9 protein-coding genes and 1 pseudogene are annotated in these 12,442 nt (G+C 65.0%); 5 read left to right on the top strand and 5 right to left on the bottom strand.

Features of this window, described 5'->3' with window-relative positions; genetic code table 11:
- Positions 1 to 5 precede the first annotated feature (5 nt).
- Both ACT4ML_RS03030 and ACT4ML_RS03025 read right to left on the bottom strand, forming a co-directional pair.
- The gene (locus tag ACT4ML_RS03030; RefSeq protein ID WP_444719535.1) at positions 6 to 893 is read right to left on the bottom strand and encodes a homoserine kinase; all 888 of its coding nucleotides are present in this window, start codon (positions 891 to 893) and stop codon (positions 6 to 8) included.
- A 153-nt stretch (positions 894 to 1,046) separates the two neighbouring features.
- Entirely contained in the window at positions 1,047 to 4,169 is a 3,123-nt protein-coding gene (locus ACT4ML_RS03025) for a methyl-accepting chemotaxis protein (protein ID WP_444719534.1), read from the bottom strand.
- Positions 4,170 to 4,444: 275 nt separating this feature from the next.
- Here ACT4ML_RS03025 and ACT4ML_RS03020 point away from each other — a divergent pair, with 275 nt between their 5' ends.
- Entirely contained in the window at positions 4,445 to 5,785 is a 1,341-nt protein-coding gene (locus tag ACT4ML_RS03020) for an ABC transporter substrate-binding protein (RefSeq protein ID WP_444719533.1), read from the top strand.
- An 87-nt stretch (positions 5,786 to 5,872) separates the two neighbouring features.
- Here the strand turns inward: ACT4ML_RS03020 and ACT4ML_RS03015 are convergent, their stop codons facing one another.
- From ACT4ML_RS03015 to ACT4ML_RS03005, 3 genes are all read right to left on the bottom strand, one after another.
- Entirely contained in the window at positions 5,873 to 7,150 is a 1,278-nt protein-coding gene (locus tag ACT4ML_RS03015) for an MFS transporter (RefSeq protein WP_444719532.1), read from the bottom strand.
- Positions 7,151 to 7,225: 75 nt separating this feature from the next.
- Positions 7,226 to 8,500 (bottom strand): polysaccharide deacetylase family protein, encoded by a 1,275-nt coding sequence (locus tag ACT4ML_RS03010; protein ID WP_444719531.1) that lies wholly within the window; start codon positions 8,498 to 8,500, stop codon positions 7,226 to 7,228.
- A 113-nt stretch (positions 8,501 to 8,613) separates the two neighbouring features.
- On the bottom strand, positions 8,614 to 9,201 hold the full coding sequence (locus ACT4ML_RS03005) for a DUF6149 family protein (protein WP_444719530.1): 588 nt from the start codon (positions 9,199 to 9,201) through the stop codon (positions 8,614 to 8,616).
- Positions 9,202 to 9,500: 299 nt separating this feature from the next.
- Between ACT4ML_RS03005 and ACT4ML_RS03000 the strand changes: the two genes are divergently transcribed.
- The 4 genes and pseudogenes from ACT4ML_RS03000 to ACT4ML_RS02985 all read left to right on the top strand — a co-directional run.
- Positions 9,501 to 10,739 carry an NAD(P)/FAD-dependent oxidoreductase gene (locus ACT4ML_RS03000; RefSeq protein WP_444719529.1) on the top strand — a complete coding sequence of 413 codons (1,239 nt, stop codon included), beginning with the start codon at positions 9,501 to 9,503 and terminating at the stop codon, positions 10,737 to 10,739.
- Positions 10,740 to 10,894: 155 nt separating this feature from the next.
- Positions 10,895 to 11,122, top strand: coding sequence for a hypothetical protein (locus tag ACT4ML_RS02995; protein ID WP_444719528.1), 228 nt, complete (start codon positions 10,895 to 10,897; stop codon positions 11,120 to 11,122).
- A gap of 86 nt (positions 11,123 to 11,208) precedes the next feature.
- Positions 11,209 to 11,619: a DUF7124 domain-containing protein gene (locus ACT4ML_RS02990; RefSeq protein ID WP_444719527.1), complete on the top strand. Its 411-nt coding sequence runs from the start codon at positions 11,209 to 11,211 to the stop codon at positions 11,617 to 11,619.
- Positions 11,620 to 11,731: 112 nt separating this feature from the next.
- Positions 11,732 to 12,241, top strand: a pseudogene (locus ACT4ML_RS02985) (DUF6498-containing protein); the annotation flags it as partial.
- Positions 12,242 to 12,442: the final 201 nt, after the last annotated feature.

The raw sequence follows: 12,442 nt of genomic DNA, 5'->3' as shown, positions 1-12,442 counted from the left end.
CGCGGCTACGAGTCGTCCCGGTACAGCGTCGCGCCCTGCCCGATCGCGGTCTGGTAGGCCCGGCTCTCGACGCCGACTGCGTCGAAGGCGTCGACCATCGCCGAGGCGATGGCCCGCTGGTCCCGCCGGTGACAGACCGCGAGGATCCCCGGCCCGGCCCCGCTGACCGTGACGCCGGTCGCGCCCGCCTCGAGGGCGGCCTCGCGAACCCGGTCGTAGCCGGTGATGAGCCGGGTGCGTTCGGGCGTGACGATATCGTCGTTCATCCCCCTGCCGACGAGGTCCGGATCGTCTCGAGTCATGCCGACGGTCAGCGTGGCGGCGTTGCCGACGGTGGTGACGACGTCGTCCATCGGGGCCGAGTCGGGGACGACGCCGCGCGCGTCGCGCGTCGACACGGAGATATCGGGCAGGCAGGCGACGACGGGGACCGACGCGTCGACCTGCGTGACGCCGTCGTCGGTGACGACGGTAAAGCCGCCGAGCAGTGAGGGCGCGACGTTGTCCGCGTGGGCCTCGCCGGAGACGAGCGCCTCGCCCTCGGCCGCGACGGGGACGAGTTCTTCCCGTGAGCGGCCGCGGTCGTAGAGCGCGTTCAACGCGACGGCGGCGGCGGCCGCGCTCGCGGCCGACGACCCCAGTCCCGAGGACGGTCTGACGCCCTTGTCGATCCGGATGCGGGCCGGGGCGTCGAGCGCCTCCGCGACCGCACCGACGGTGTTCTTGGCGGGGTCTTCCGGGATGTACTCGCTACCGGCACCGGTGATCGAAATCGTCGTTTCCGGGGCGCGTTCGACCCGGATCACGTCGGCGGGCGTTCCGAGAGCGACGCCGAAGACGTCGAAGCCACTCCCGAGGTTCGCACTCGTCGCAGGCGCCCGCACGGTGAGCATGCCGATTCCTTCCGAGACGGCAGTCAAAAAGGTAGCGAACGACGCCGACGACATCGCAGGAAAAGCGCCGACGGCATCGCACGAAGAGTACCGCCGGCGACCCGAATCGGGTCGAAGCCGCGGCGGTCCGTCTACTCGAGACCGTTCGCGGAGTTACTCGTCGTCTTCGGACGTGCCGAATGTGAACACGTCGTCGCTCTCGGTCCCGCTCTCGTCGGCATCGGTCTCGGTGTCGTTGTCCTCGCTCCCGTCGTCGCTCGCGAGGTCGTCATCGGCCGCCGAGTCGTCGCTATCGGTGCTCTCGTCGGCCACAGCGGCCGACTCGGTGTCGGCAGCCTCGGCGTCGACCGGTTCGAGCGGCTGGCCGGCCGACGCGTCAGTCCCGTCGTCGGGCTCGGTCACCGGTTCGACCGCGTGTGTTGCGTCCTCGGCCTCGGTCGTCGTCTCGAGGTCGGGGTCCGCGAGCGGATCTGCCGTCTCGTCCGCGGCCGACTCAGTCGTCTCGTCGGCGAGCGGATCGGTCGACTCGGTCGCTGGGTCGAACCCGTTGCCATCGTTCTCCTCGATTCCGAGGATCTCCTCTGCACCCATCTCGGCCGCGTCGGCCGGCTCCTCCGTCGCCGACGCGTCGCCGGCGTCGGGAGCCGTCACGCCGTCGGCCGACGGGTCGGTCTCGAGGGATTCGGCGGCCTGCTCGCCCTCGAGTTCGACCTCGGTTTCGGCCGACTGGTCGTCCGCGTCGTCCGCGCCCGGTTCGGCGTCGAACTCGATCGCGTCGTCGTCCGCGTCGTCCGCACCCTCGTCGAACGTCAGAGTCTCGTCCGGCTCGGCCTGCCTGTTGCCGGCATCCGCATCGAACGTGATCCCCTGCTCCGAGTCGTTCGTCTCGCCGGCATCGTCCACGTCGAAGTTCTGCTCGGCTGCGTCGAGTTCCGCGTCCACGTCGAACGCCGACTCGATGTCGACCTCGTCGCGGTCGATGTCGGTATCGAAGCGGTCGAGCGCTTCGGACAGCTGCGAGGCCTGTTCGGAGAGGCTCGAGGCGGACTTCGTGACCTCGGTCAGCGCGGTGGTCTGCTCCTCGGCCGCGGCGGCGACGTTCTCGGCTTCGGAGGTCGTCTCCTCGGAGATCGTCGCCGCGTCGTCGACCATCGCGACGACCTCTTGGGTGGAGGCCGCCTGCTCTTCGGTCGCCGCGGAAATCTCCTGGACGCCCACGTTCGTCTCCTGTGCGAGGGTGGCGATCTCCTCGAGTGCGGTGACCGCTTCCTCGACCTGTTCGCTGGCGTCTTCGATGTCTTCGCTCGTGCCCTCGACCTCGGCGGCGGACTCCTCGGTCCGCTCGCGGATCGCCTCGAGCCGGTCTTCGGCCTCGTCGGCCGCCTCGGCGACGTCCTCGGAGAGGGCCTTGACCTCCTTTGCGACGACCGAGAACCCTTCGTCGTCGCTGCTCCCGCCGGCGGAGCGGGAGGCCTCGATGTTGGCGTTGAGCGCCAGCATGTTGGTCTGACGGGCGATCTCGGAAATCGTGTTGATCAGTTCGTCGATCTGTTGGACCTCTTCCTCGAGCCGGCGGATCTCGCTAACGGCGCTGCCGGCCTCGTTCTCGATTTCGTCCATGGCAGTGATCGCCGCCTGCGCGGCTTCCTGCCCTTCCTTCCCGGTGTCGACGGTCCGCTCGGCGATGTCGGCCACCTCGTTCGAGGAGGCGGCGATCTCCTCGGTCGTCGTCGAGAGACCGCTCATCTCCTGGTTGACCGACTGCAGCGACTCGTTCTGTCGATCCGCACCGTCGGAAATCTCCTGAATCGACTCGGTGACCTGCTGGGAGGCCGAGCGAACCTCCTCGCTCGAGGCCGTCACCTGCTCGGAGGCGGTCGCGACGTCGGTCGCGAACCGGTTGAGCTCGGCGATGGTCTGCTCGATCTCGTCGAGCATCTCGTTGAAGTCCTCGGCAATCTCGGCCATCGCCTCGTTGTCGCCGTCGGCCTCCATTCGCGCGGTCAGATTGCCGTCGGCGGCCGCTTCCATCACGTCGCTGTAATCGGCGGCCGTCTCTTCGAGTTGGTCGTTGATCTCCTGGACGCGCTTGCGTTCGCGTTCGGCGTCCTCGCGGGCGGCTTCCGCTTGCTCGATCTGCTCGCGCAGGGCGACGCGCATCGAGTCGAAGCCGTCGTAGAGCCGACCGATGTTGTCGATCCGCTCGGTCTCGAGGTCGACATCGAGGTTGCCTTCCTCCATCTGGTTTGCCTTATCTGTGAGCCGGTCGATCGAGACGGCCGTATTCCGGCCGAGGACGGCCCCGACGACACCGATCATGAGCACGCCGAGAAGCGTCGCGAAGAGACCCCATTCGTTAATGCTGGTGACGAACCCGAGCGCCTGATCGGCGGGTTCGACGGTCAGGACGACCCAGTCAGTCCCGAACACGCGGGCGGAACTGGCGACGTAGTCGTTTTCGTTGTCCTCACCGAGGCCGTAGGCGTAGTTATCGAACGAGAGAGCCGAGCCGGCGACCTGTTGGGTAGTCGCGCCCTCGGTCCGTGCGGATTGGGCGAGGCTGGTGTCGTCGCTGTAGGTGTAGCCGAGCGTCTCGTGGTCCTCGCCGTAGCCGGCGTTGTCGAGCATGATCTCGTTGTCGCCGTTGAGGACCACCGTCGTGACTCCCGCCTCGTCCTGGAGCTGATTCGCGTACGCCTCGAGGTCGGCGGTGTAGACGACGGCTCGGTCGTCGTTTTCGGCCGAGAGCTGGACGTAGGTGATCACGGTCGTGTTCTGGCCGAACTCGCCGGAGGCGAGGTAGGCGTCCGAAACCCACGGAACGGTCTCGGATGCGCCCGAGTACGCGCCGCGGGGGACGTTACTGACGTCGTCGATCGATGCACCGCGGAGGTCCTCGTTGGTACTCGCGGTTACCGTTTCGTTGCTGATATCGACGTAGGTGATATCGAACGTATCAGTGTCTAAATGTTCCTCCCAATCGAGGAATCGCTGTTGGATCGCCGTCGGATCATCGCTGGCGACGACGTCCGAGCGGGCGATCGTCCCGATCGTGTGTTCGTTCTGTTCGTTCCACATCTGCAGGCTCTGGGCTTCCTGCCCGGCCGCGGATGCGTGGTCCTCCTGGACCCGATCCTCCATCTGCGTCGTGATTGCTCCCGTTGCGGCGTATCCGATCAGGCCGACCGACAGCCCGAGTATGAGCAGCGCGATCCCGAACTTGACCGCGTACCTGCGTCGGATAGCTTTCGGCACCAACCGTCGAGCGAAATCCATGGATAGACAACGCGTGATTTCGTCACTACATAAATTGTCAGCCATGGTTATCGGAGGTGATAATTGGATCTCGCCCCTATCCGTAGTCTTCGCGAGGGTATTTCTCCGTTACTCGCAACGTATCAGGATATATCTCGTAAAATTAACACTCACTATCGGATTCTCGGCTGGGATGGACGATTATCAAACGTGGATAGTAGCCGCCATCGGCTCATGACTCGATCCTGATATTATTCGCAAACGTTAAGAAACATAGGTCGAAACGACTGTCCAATATGGATGACGATGATCACGGACGGGGGAACGTGGGGTCTCCCACCGATGACGATCAACGACGCGGTCTCGACCGCCGCCAGATGCTTAAAACGACGGCGGGTAGCGCAGCCGGACTCTCGATAGCGGGCTGTCTCGAAACTGCCGGCTCGATCGTCGGCGACGACGAGGTCGAACCGGTCACGATCGGCGTGCTCGCGCCCGATCCGGGGAGCGATTCGACCGGCCGCTCGATCGTGCAGGGCGCGCAGATCGCCGTCAACGAACTCAACGATGACGGCGGCATCCTCGGCCGCGACGTCGAGATGGTCGTCGGCGACACGAACTCGAGTCCGCTCGAGGCGCGCCGACAGTACCAGCGACTCGTCCTCGAGGAAGGTGCCGACGTCACCGTCGGCATCTCCACGACCGAGGCGCTCGTCCCGCTGATGGAGGACATCGCCGAACAGGAGACGATCCATCTCACGGCCGGTTCCGCGACGACGACGGCGAGCCAGAACGTCGCCGACGACTACGAGAAGTACAAGTATCACTTCCGCGTCGGCCCGGTCAACGGAACCAATCTCGCACAGGCCCAGATCGACTTTCTCACCGACAAGAGCGATGATCTGGGGTGGGATTCCGTCGCCGTCCTCGCCGAGGACTACGCGTGGACCGACGGGCTGTGGGCGTTCTATCAGAGCCAGTTCCCCGAGACCGACATCGACGTCGAGATGTGGGAGCGATATCCGCCGGCGACCGACGACTTCTCCGACATTTACACCGAAATCGAGGAGTCGGGTGCGGACGCGGCGTTCATCTCAACCGCCCACACCGGGACCGCCGCGCTGCAAGACTGGCGGCCGGAAGAGAGGGAATTCGAGTTCGGCGGCATTCACGTCCCGATGCAACTGCCCTCGTACTATGAGGCGACCAACGGGGCCTGCGAGTACGCCGCCGGCTACGCCAGCGCGACGGCGACCGCCCAAATCACGTCCAAGACGCAGGGCTTCGCCAAGAAGTACCAGAACGAAAACGGCGGGACCAGCCCGGTCTACACCGGCTACATCGCATTCGACGCGATCAAGGTGTTCGCCGATGCGGCCGAGCGCGGCGAGACCCTCGAGTCCGAGCAGTTAGTCACTCCGCTCGAGGAGACCTCCTTTGAAGGAACGACCGGCAACATCGAGTTCCACGGGCAGAACGACGAACACCCCCACGACGTCATCTACGGCGAGGACAAGGTCCATCCGGTCTACTTCCAGTGGCAGGAAAACGACGCCGGCGAGGGCGAGCAGACGGTCATCTGGCCGGAGCAACACGCGGCCGAGGGCGACGAATACGAGACTCCGGACTGGTTGTAGGCCGCTCGAGCGGACCACGACTACAGTCGACGACCTGTTCTTGCGATGGTATTCGTTGCAGTGCCGCGTTCACAGCGTCCGCTTTCGTCAGTCATCCGCGTTCGTCTCGGCGGCCGGCTGCGTCTCTGTAAACCGACCGCCACCGACCAGCAGCGCGCCCGCGAGGAGTCCGCCGACGGCCGCGAACCCGGCTATCAACGCGAAAAACGCCGTCCGGGAGAGTTCGTCGAGCACGAAGCCGCCGACCGCGATGCTCGCCGCTCCGAACCCGAACTCCGCGAGGTAGGTAAAGCCGTAGGAGAGCCCGCGAGCGTCCGGCGGCGTGTAGATCGCGACGGCGTTCTGGTAGAACGGCTGGATGGCGAAGAGGAAGAATCCGAGGACGCCACAGAGGGCGATCACCGGGACGAGCCCGATCCCCGCCGCCGTCGCCGGGATAAACAGGACCGCGAGGACCGCGAGGACCGCGAAGATACCAGTGAGGCCGCGGGCCGGCGTCACGCGATCCGTCAGCTTCCCCCCGGCGTACTGGCCCGCGATCCCGACGACCAGCAGGCCGACGTAGATGTAATCGGCGGGCTCGATCCCCTCGAGGCCGGCGGGCAGCGCGAGGCCGTCCATCGCCGGGAGCCCGTGGAGGATCTCGGGGAGGTAGGTCAGCGTGCCCCGGTAGTAGAGCCCTTCGAAGGTGACGAGGACGAAGACGACCGCGAAGGCGCTCGCGAACAGCGTCCGCGTGTTCCCGACGAGTTCCGACAGCGACAGCGCCTCGTCGGGACCGGCGTCGGCCTCGTCCGTGACGGCCGCGGTCGGCTCGAACCCCGCGCTGAGTCCGTAGAGGACGGCGAAGACGCCGGGAATCGCGAGCAACGCGGCGACGATCGACCAGTCGAGATAGATCAGGAGGGTCGCGGCGACGAAGGGGCCGAGGGCGATGCCGGCGTTGCCGGCGATCCCGTGCCACGCGAAGACTGCGCCGCGGTCCTCGACGCCGGTACTGATGAGCGCGAGTCCGGCGGGATGGTAGACGCTGGCGGCGATCCCCCACAGAATCAGCCCGACGGCGATGGCGTAGATCGACGTCGCGAGCGAGAGGACGAGAAAGGAGAGGCTCATCCCGGCGAGACAGCACAGGATGAGCCGCTTGGTGCCGTATCGGTCCGCGAGGATCCCGCCGGGGAGCGCACCCAGCCCGAACGGGGCGTAGCCGAGCGCGACGATGAGGCCCAACAGCGTCGTCCCCACGTCGAACTCGGCCAACCAGACGACCAGAAAGATCGGAATCGAGGTCTCGAACCAGTGAACGAGCGCGTGCCCGGCCATCGTAAAGCCCGCGATCGACCGATCGTTCGCGTTCAGTGCCATGTGCGAATCGTTGTCTCAATCCGCACGCCCCGTCCACTTAGCGGCTTGGAAACCGGCGTCGCCTGTCTTCACGCGTTAGACGTCATACCAGTACTCGCGCTCGAGGTCCGCCGGGAGGATCACGTCCAACTCGCCGGCGGACTCGTATTCGTGGATCGCTTCCACCGTCGCCTCGAAGTCGGCGAGCAGGTCGCCCTCGAGTCGGTGGAAGAACAGCGAGGTGATCCCCCGCATCGACGCCGTGCGCTCGATGGCGGTGCGGGCTTGATCGGCGCTGGGCTCGCCGATTCGGGAAGTCTGTCGCGGATTCACGGCGTAGCCCTGGACTGGCCGGCCGCCCGCGAAGCCGATGTCATGGTGCTGCTCGACGAGGGCGAGCGTCCGTTCGTCGTAATCCCCGTGCGGGTAGGCAAAATACTGCGCTCCGTCCTCGAAGCCCTCCTTCTCGAGCCACGCTTTCCCCCGCTCGATTTCGGTTCGTTGGGCCTTGGACTCGAGTTCCGACAGGTGCGGGTGGGAGTAGCAGTGGTTGGCGATAACCCAGCCGGCGTCGTGGAGTTCGTGGACCTGATCGACGGTGAGTCTCGGGAACCCGCCGGGGTCGTCGGCACCGCGGGTCTCCGCTTCGATCCGGCCGGGGTTGACGAAGGCGACCGCGGGATAGCCGTACTTCTCGAGGATCGGCAGCGCGCGCGTGTAGTCGGTGACGTGGGCGTCGTCGAACTGGATCATCACCGCTCCGGTGTCGGGTCGCGGGACGAGGTGGAGGTCGTCGAGCCAGACCGTTCGCGACTCGCCGTCGCCCGTCCTGACGAGGACGTACACCTCCCGAACGGCCGCGGGGTCGAACCCGTTCGCGATCCCCTCGACGCCGAAGTTGTACCGCACGAGGGGAAGCCCGCCCTTGATCCCGCGGCGGTAATCGATCTCGTTTCCCGCGTCGTCGATCAGCCGGAGCCACGGGACGACGAGGCCGTCCGACGCGACGGCGAGGCCGGGTACGACGTCGGTGAGATCCCGCGGCTCCGAGAACGCGGTCGCGATTCCGCCGGTCCGCTCGCTCGCCGGCACGTCGAGGCGGGCGCTCTGCGTGCCGACGACCGATCGACTCGAGTCGGGCGACAGCGTGCCGCCGAAGACCTCCCACGAATCGAGGGTTTCGAAATCGTCGATCGTACCGGCCATCGGGCGGTCTCTCGGCGGCCGATCGCCGGACTCGGGTTCGGGTGACGGGTCCGGACCTGCGGTCGCGTTCGGATCGGGCTCCGTCGGCGGCGACTCGTCACTCGAGGTGAGACAGCCGGCCAGACAGAGCGATGACGTCAACGCGAGGTAGTGCCGCCGTTGCATTCACGGTCGGACACGTCGCTCGCGACTATTGTTACGATCTCGTTACCGTCACCGGTTCGGACGTAATCGGGTCGATACCGAGCTGGTATGTCACGTCTTCGACGCCGCGCGAATCAGTTGTCGCCGTCCTCGGCACCGACCGCCTCCGAGACGTCGACGTCGTCGGGTTCGTCCTGTCCGCCGACCACGAGTTCGCCGTCGTCCGTTTCGACGTACACGTCGTCGGCGAAGCCGCCCTCGGCGTGGGGATGCTCGGGGTCCTCGAGTCGCTCGGGCGTCGACGGGGCCTCGGGGAGTCCCTCCGGCGGCGCGAACTGGCCCAGTGGCTCGTCGATGGTCACGTCCCAGCGCTCGAAGAACTCCCGGTAGCGATCGTAGTGGGCCTCGAGTTCGTCGGCGGGGAACTCCATCATCTCGGTCCAGCCGTGGTTGTAGAAGTCGAAGTTGGCCTGGATGTGGGTGATCTCGCGGGCCTCGGCCTCGGAGTAGCCCTCTTGGAGCGCCCGCAGGTAGGCGTCCATCGTCGCGTCGAAGAGGCCGTCGAGGTGGGCTTTCCGTTCCTCGGCGTGGGCGGGATCGGCCTTCCCGGTGAAGATCTTGGTGTGGAGACGGACCAGCCCCGAGTTGGCGACCGAGCGGATGCCGGGGGTCTCGAGGGCCTTCCGATAGGCGAAGTGTTTCGCGTTCTGGCGGAGTTTCATAGCTCCGTCTTGGGCGCACGTCCTAAAGAACGGTTCGGACAACATTGTTAGATTCCGACGGATCGAGCGGCCGATCCGCCGATCCGCGCTCGCGGATCGCCATCCGCCGCTTCAGGACCGCTTGTCAGAGATGGCAGCAAAGATTGCTCGCTCGAGCGACGGGCTCGAAGCGGCGGCGGTAAAGCCACACGGGTGAACATATTCGGCGTTCAGTTTACGATCGTTGTGTCAGCCCACCCCGTCCGGCAAAATAGACGAGATAGCAACCCACTTTAACCCTCATTACGAACGTTCCGGATATGACTCAGTACGTCATCATCGGTGACGGGATCTCGGGTAGTTCGGCCGCCGAGACCCTCCGGGAGGAAGACCCGGACGCGAAGATTACCGTCATCACCGATGAGGGGGAGCCATTGTATAACCGGATTCTCATCAAGGAACACGCGAAGGGAAAGCTCCCCGAAGCCCCCATTTCGATCCACGACGAGGACTGGTACGCGGAACGAGATATCGAGCTCTCGTTGAACACCTACGTGACGAGCGTCGACACCGACGCGAAGATCGTCAACACCCACGAGAGCGGCGAAATTCCGTACGACAAACTGCTCGTTGCGACCGGCGGGACGCCGACGCAGCTGCCCGTCGAGAACAGCGACGCGGACGGAATCCATCACTTCTGGACGTTCGAAGACGCCCGCGGCATCCGCGAGCACGCCGAAAACGCCGACAAGGGCGTCATCGTCGGTGCCGGCCTGCTCGGCATCGACTTCGCGGCCGTCTGTGGCGCACAGGGCATCGAAGCCGACTACCTGATGCGCGGCGACCGCTGGTGGCGCTACGCGCTCTCGAGCGACGGCGCGGAGATCATGCACGAGGGCATGCGCGAAGTCGGCGTCGAACCGGTCTTCGACAGCGGCGTCGATCACTTCGAGACCGACGACGACGGGCACGTCACCGCCGCGGTCGACCCCAACGGCGACCGCTACGAGTGTGACTTCGTCGGGGCCGCCATCGGACTCACCTTCAACACCGAGTTCCTCCGCGGCGCCGGCATCGAACAGGACAACGGGATCGTCGTCGACGAGTACATGCAGACCAACGTCGACGATGTCTACGCCGCGGGCGACCTCACCCAGTTCCACGACGTCCTGCTCGGCGAGCAGGGCCAGAACGGTTCGTGGGGCTCGGCGAAAGAACAGGGCCGCGTCGCCGCGGTCAACATGGCCGCCGACGAGGAATCCGAAGGGTTCCAGTGGGTCTCCTCGTACTCGATTACCCACTTCGACTTCCCGTTCCTCTCCTTCGGACACCCGACGCTGGGCGACGAACACGCCGAACGCCGCTACAGCGACACCGAGTGGCGACGCATCGCCTTTAAGGACGGCAAGATCGTCGGCGGCGTCCTCATCGGTGATCTCTCGCCCCAGAGCAAGTTCAAGCAGCTAATGCGCGAACAGCGCGTCGTCGCCGATCAGGCCGACGTGTTGCTCGAGCAGTCCGTCGATCTGGACGAACTCGCACCGCCGCAGGAACAGTAACCGCGGTCGTTCGCGGTCGCTCACGCGGTCCGTTTTCGACACCCGGACTCGTTTCCATCCCGTAGCGTCGTCTCTGCGTTCGAGTGGGTCCTCGCCGGACCGATCGGTCGGTTACCCGGCATAACTGTTAAGTCACACCGAGACATTTGGTACCAATGAACATGGCTGCCAGTACACTCCGCCGTCGGTCGCTACGCCTCGAGCGCGTCGACTCGGTCGCGACGGACGCGACCGTTCGCCACGTCGATCAGCTCGATTCGGAGACACTGGGGGCCGTTTATCGCGCCGTTTCGGACGGGCGACCGGTCACGACCGCCGAAACCGACCTCGAACCGGGCGAGGTGATCGTCTTTACGGACTACTACCGCGTCGAACGCGTCTGAGTCGGTTCGTCGCTCCGGCCTGTCGGTACCCGTCGCGAGTGTGTGGTATCGAAGTCGTTTTCCCGTGTGCGCGCCTTCGATGACGCATGAACGGCGAAAGCGACATGACCCTGGCATTCGAACTCGAGGCGCTCAAAGAGGTCGCCTCGCCCGAGCGCGTGTTCGAAGACGCCAGAGGCTGGACCGAGTACATCGGCGTCGTCTCCGAGAAACCGACCTACGTCGTGACCAACTTCACGCGGAAAAACCGCATCCGACAGGACTTCTTCTCCGGCCCCCGCGGGAAAGCCGAGAGCCTCGAAGGTGTCAAAGACCAGTTCGAGACCGAGCGCTACGTCTACATCGGTGCCAGCGAGGAAGACGAGCAACTGGCCGACGAGGTCGGCTGGGAGTACCTCGCCGTCGAGGACGCCGCCGAGGCGGCCGACTGGATTCTGGCGAGCTCGGCCGAAGACGAGGAGGACGACGCGGAGCAGGTCCGCGACGACTGGCCCTGATCCAGACCGTCTCCTCACCTGTTAGCGACGGTCGTTTTGTCTCTCGTCTCGAGGTGAGTAGACGCGACTCTGCTGACGAACGATAAGCGGAATCCACACGCCTACGTTACGTATGGTTTCAGGGGACACAAACGGATTTTTTGCGTTTCCCTTGTGGGTCGCGGGTGCTATCGTAATCGCAAATCTCCTCCCGTTGATCGGGCTCGCAGGGTTCCAGTGGGGAGTCACCGAGTTGTTACTCGTCTATTGGGTTGAGGCAGTGATCGGCACCATCGTCGGGATACTAAAACTAGTCCCCGCCAGACTCGTCGATGTCCCGTTACCACACCCTCGTTCCAAGCCGTTGCTCAAGGCTCGGCACGGAACGCTGCGTATTGGCCCTCTCACTGGGTACGTTCGAAACGCATCAGTTATTGGAGCCCATTCGATGTTTCTCTTCGTGTTTTTCAGTTCGGGGCTCGCGCTGTTCATTCCAGCGTCTCCACTGTACTATGTATCACATGAGACGGTCGAGAGCGTAGCGATCGTTGCCGGAATTCTCGCCGGAACACATCTGGTAACCGCGAAGATCTATTTCGACGAGCAACAGTACGATCGAGCACCGGCGAAGCAGGCCTTTCAGTCGTGGTTCAGAACCGGTGTGGGCGTTACCGGACTCGTCGTCTTATTGTTGCTTCGAGACGGGAACGGCGCTGGTTCCGTGCTGACGACCTGGCCTGTGGCCCTGTCGTACGCCCTCGTCGGTGGAAAGCTCGCGATGACGTTGCTCTTCCGGTGTCGTGACCGGGGTCGGTTCGGGTTACCTGACCACGACATAAACCCG

Origin of the sequence: Natrinema sp. LN54 (genome assembly GCF_052439245.1) — an archaeon.
In the GTDB taxonomy this organism is placed as follows: Archaea; Halobacteriota; Halobacteria; order Halobacteriales; family Natrialbaceae; genus Natrinema; species Natrinema versiforme_A.
This window is presented reverse-complemented; position numbering and strand designations above follow the sequence as displayed.

Coding starts and splice junctions, on each gene's coding strand:
- ACT4ML_RS03030 (WP_444719535.1), bottom strand. CDS start 893: ATGCTCACCGTGCGGGCGCCTGCGACGAGTGCGAACCTCGGGAGTGGC.
- ACT4ML_RS03025 (WP_444719534.1), bottom strand. CDS start 4,169: ATGGATTTCGCTCGACGGTTGGTGCCGAAAGCTATCCGACGCAGGTAC.
- ACT4ML_RS03020 (WP_444719533.1), top strand. CDS start 4,445: ATGGATGACGATGATCACGGACGGGGGAACGTGGGGTCTCCCACCGAT.
- ACT4ML_RS03015 (WP_444719532.1), bottom strand. CDS start 7,150: ATGGCACTGAACGCGAACGATCGGTCGATCGCGGGCTTTACGATGGCC.
- ACT4ML_RS03010 (WP_444719531.1), bottom strand. CDS start 8,500: ATGCAACGGCGGCACTACCTCGCGTTGACGTCATCGCTCTGTCTGGCC.
- ACT4ML_RS03005 (WP_444719530.1), bottom strand. CDS start 9,201: ATGAAACTCCGCCAGAACGCGAAACACTTCGCCTATCGGAAGGCCCTC.
- ACT4ML_RS03000 (WP_444719529.1), top strand. CDS start 9,501: ATGACTCAGTACGTCATCATCGGTGACGGGATCTCGGGTAGTTCGGCC.
- ACT4ML_RS02995 (WP_444719528.1), top strand. CDS start 10,895: ATGAACATGGCTGCCAGTACACTCCGCCGTCGGTCGCTACGCCTCGAG.
- ACT4ML_RS02990 (WP_444719527.1), top strand. CDS start 11,209: ATGAACGGCGAAAGCGACATGACCCTGGCATTCGAACTCGAGGCGCTC.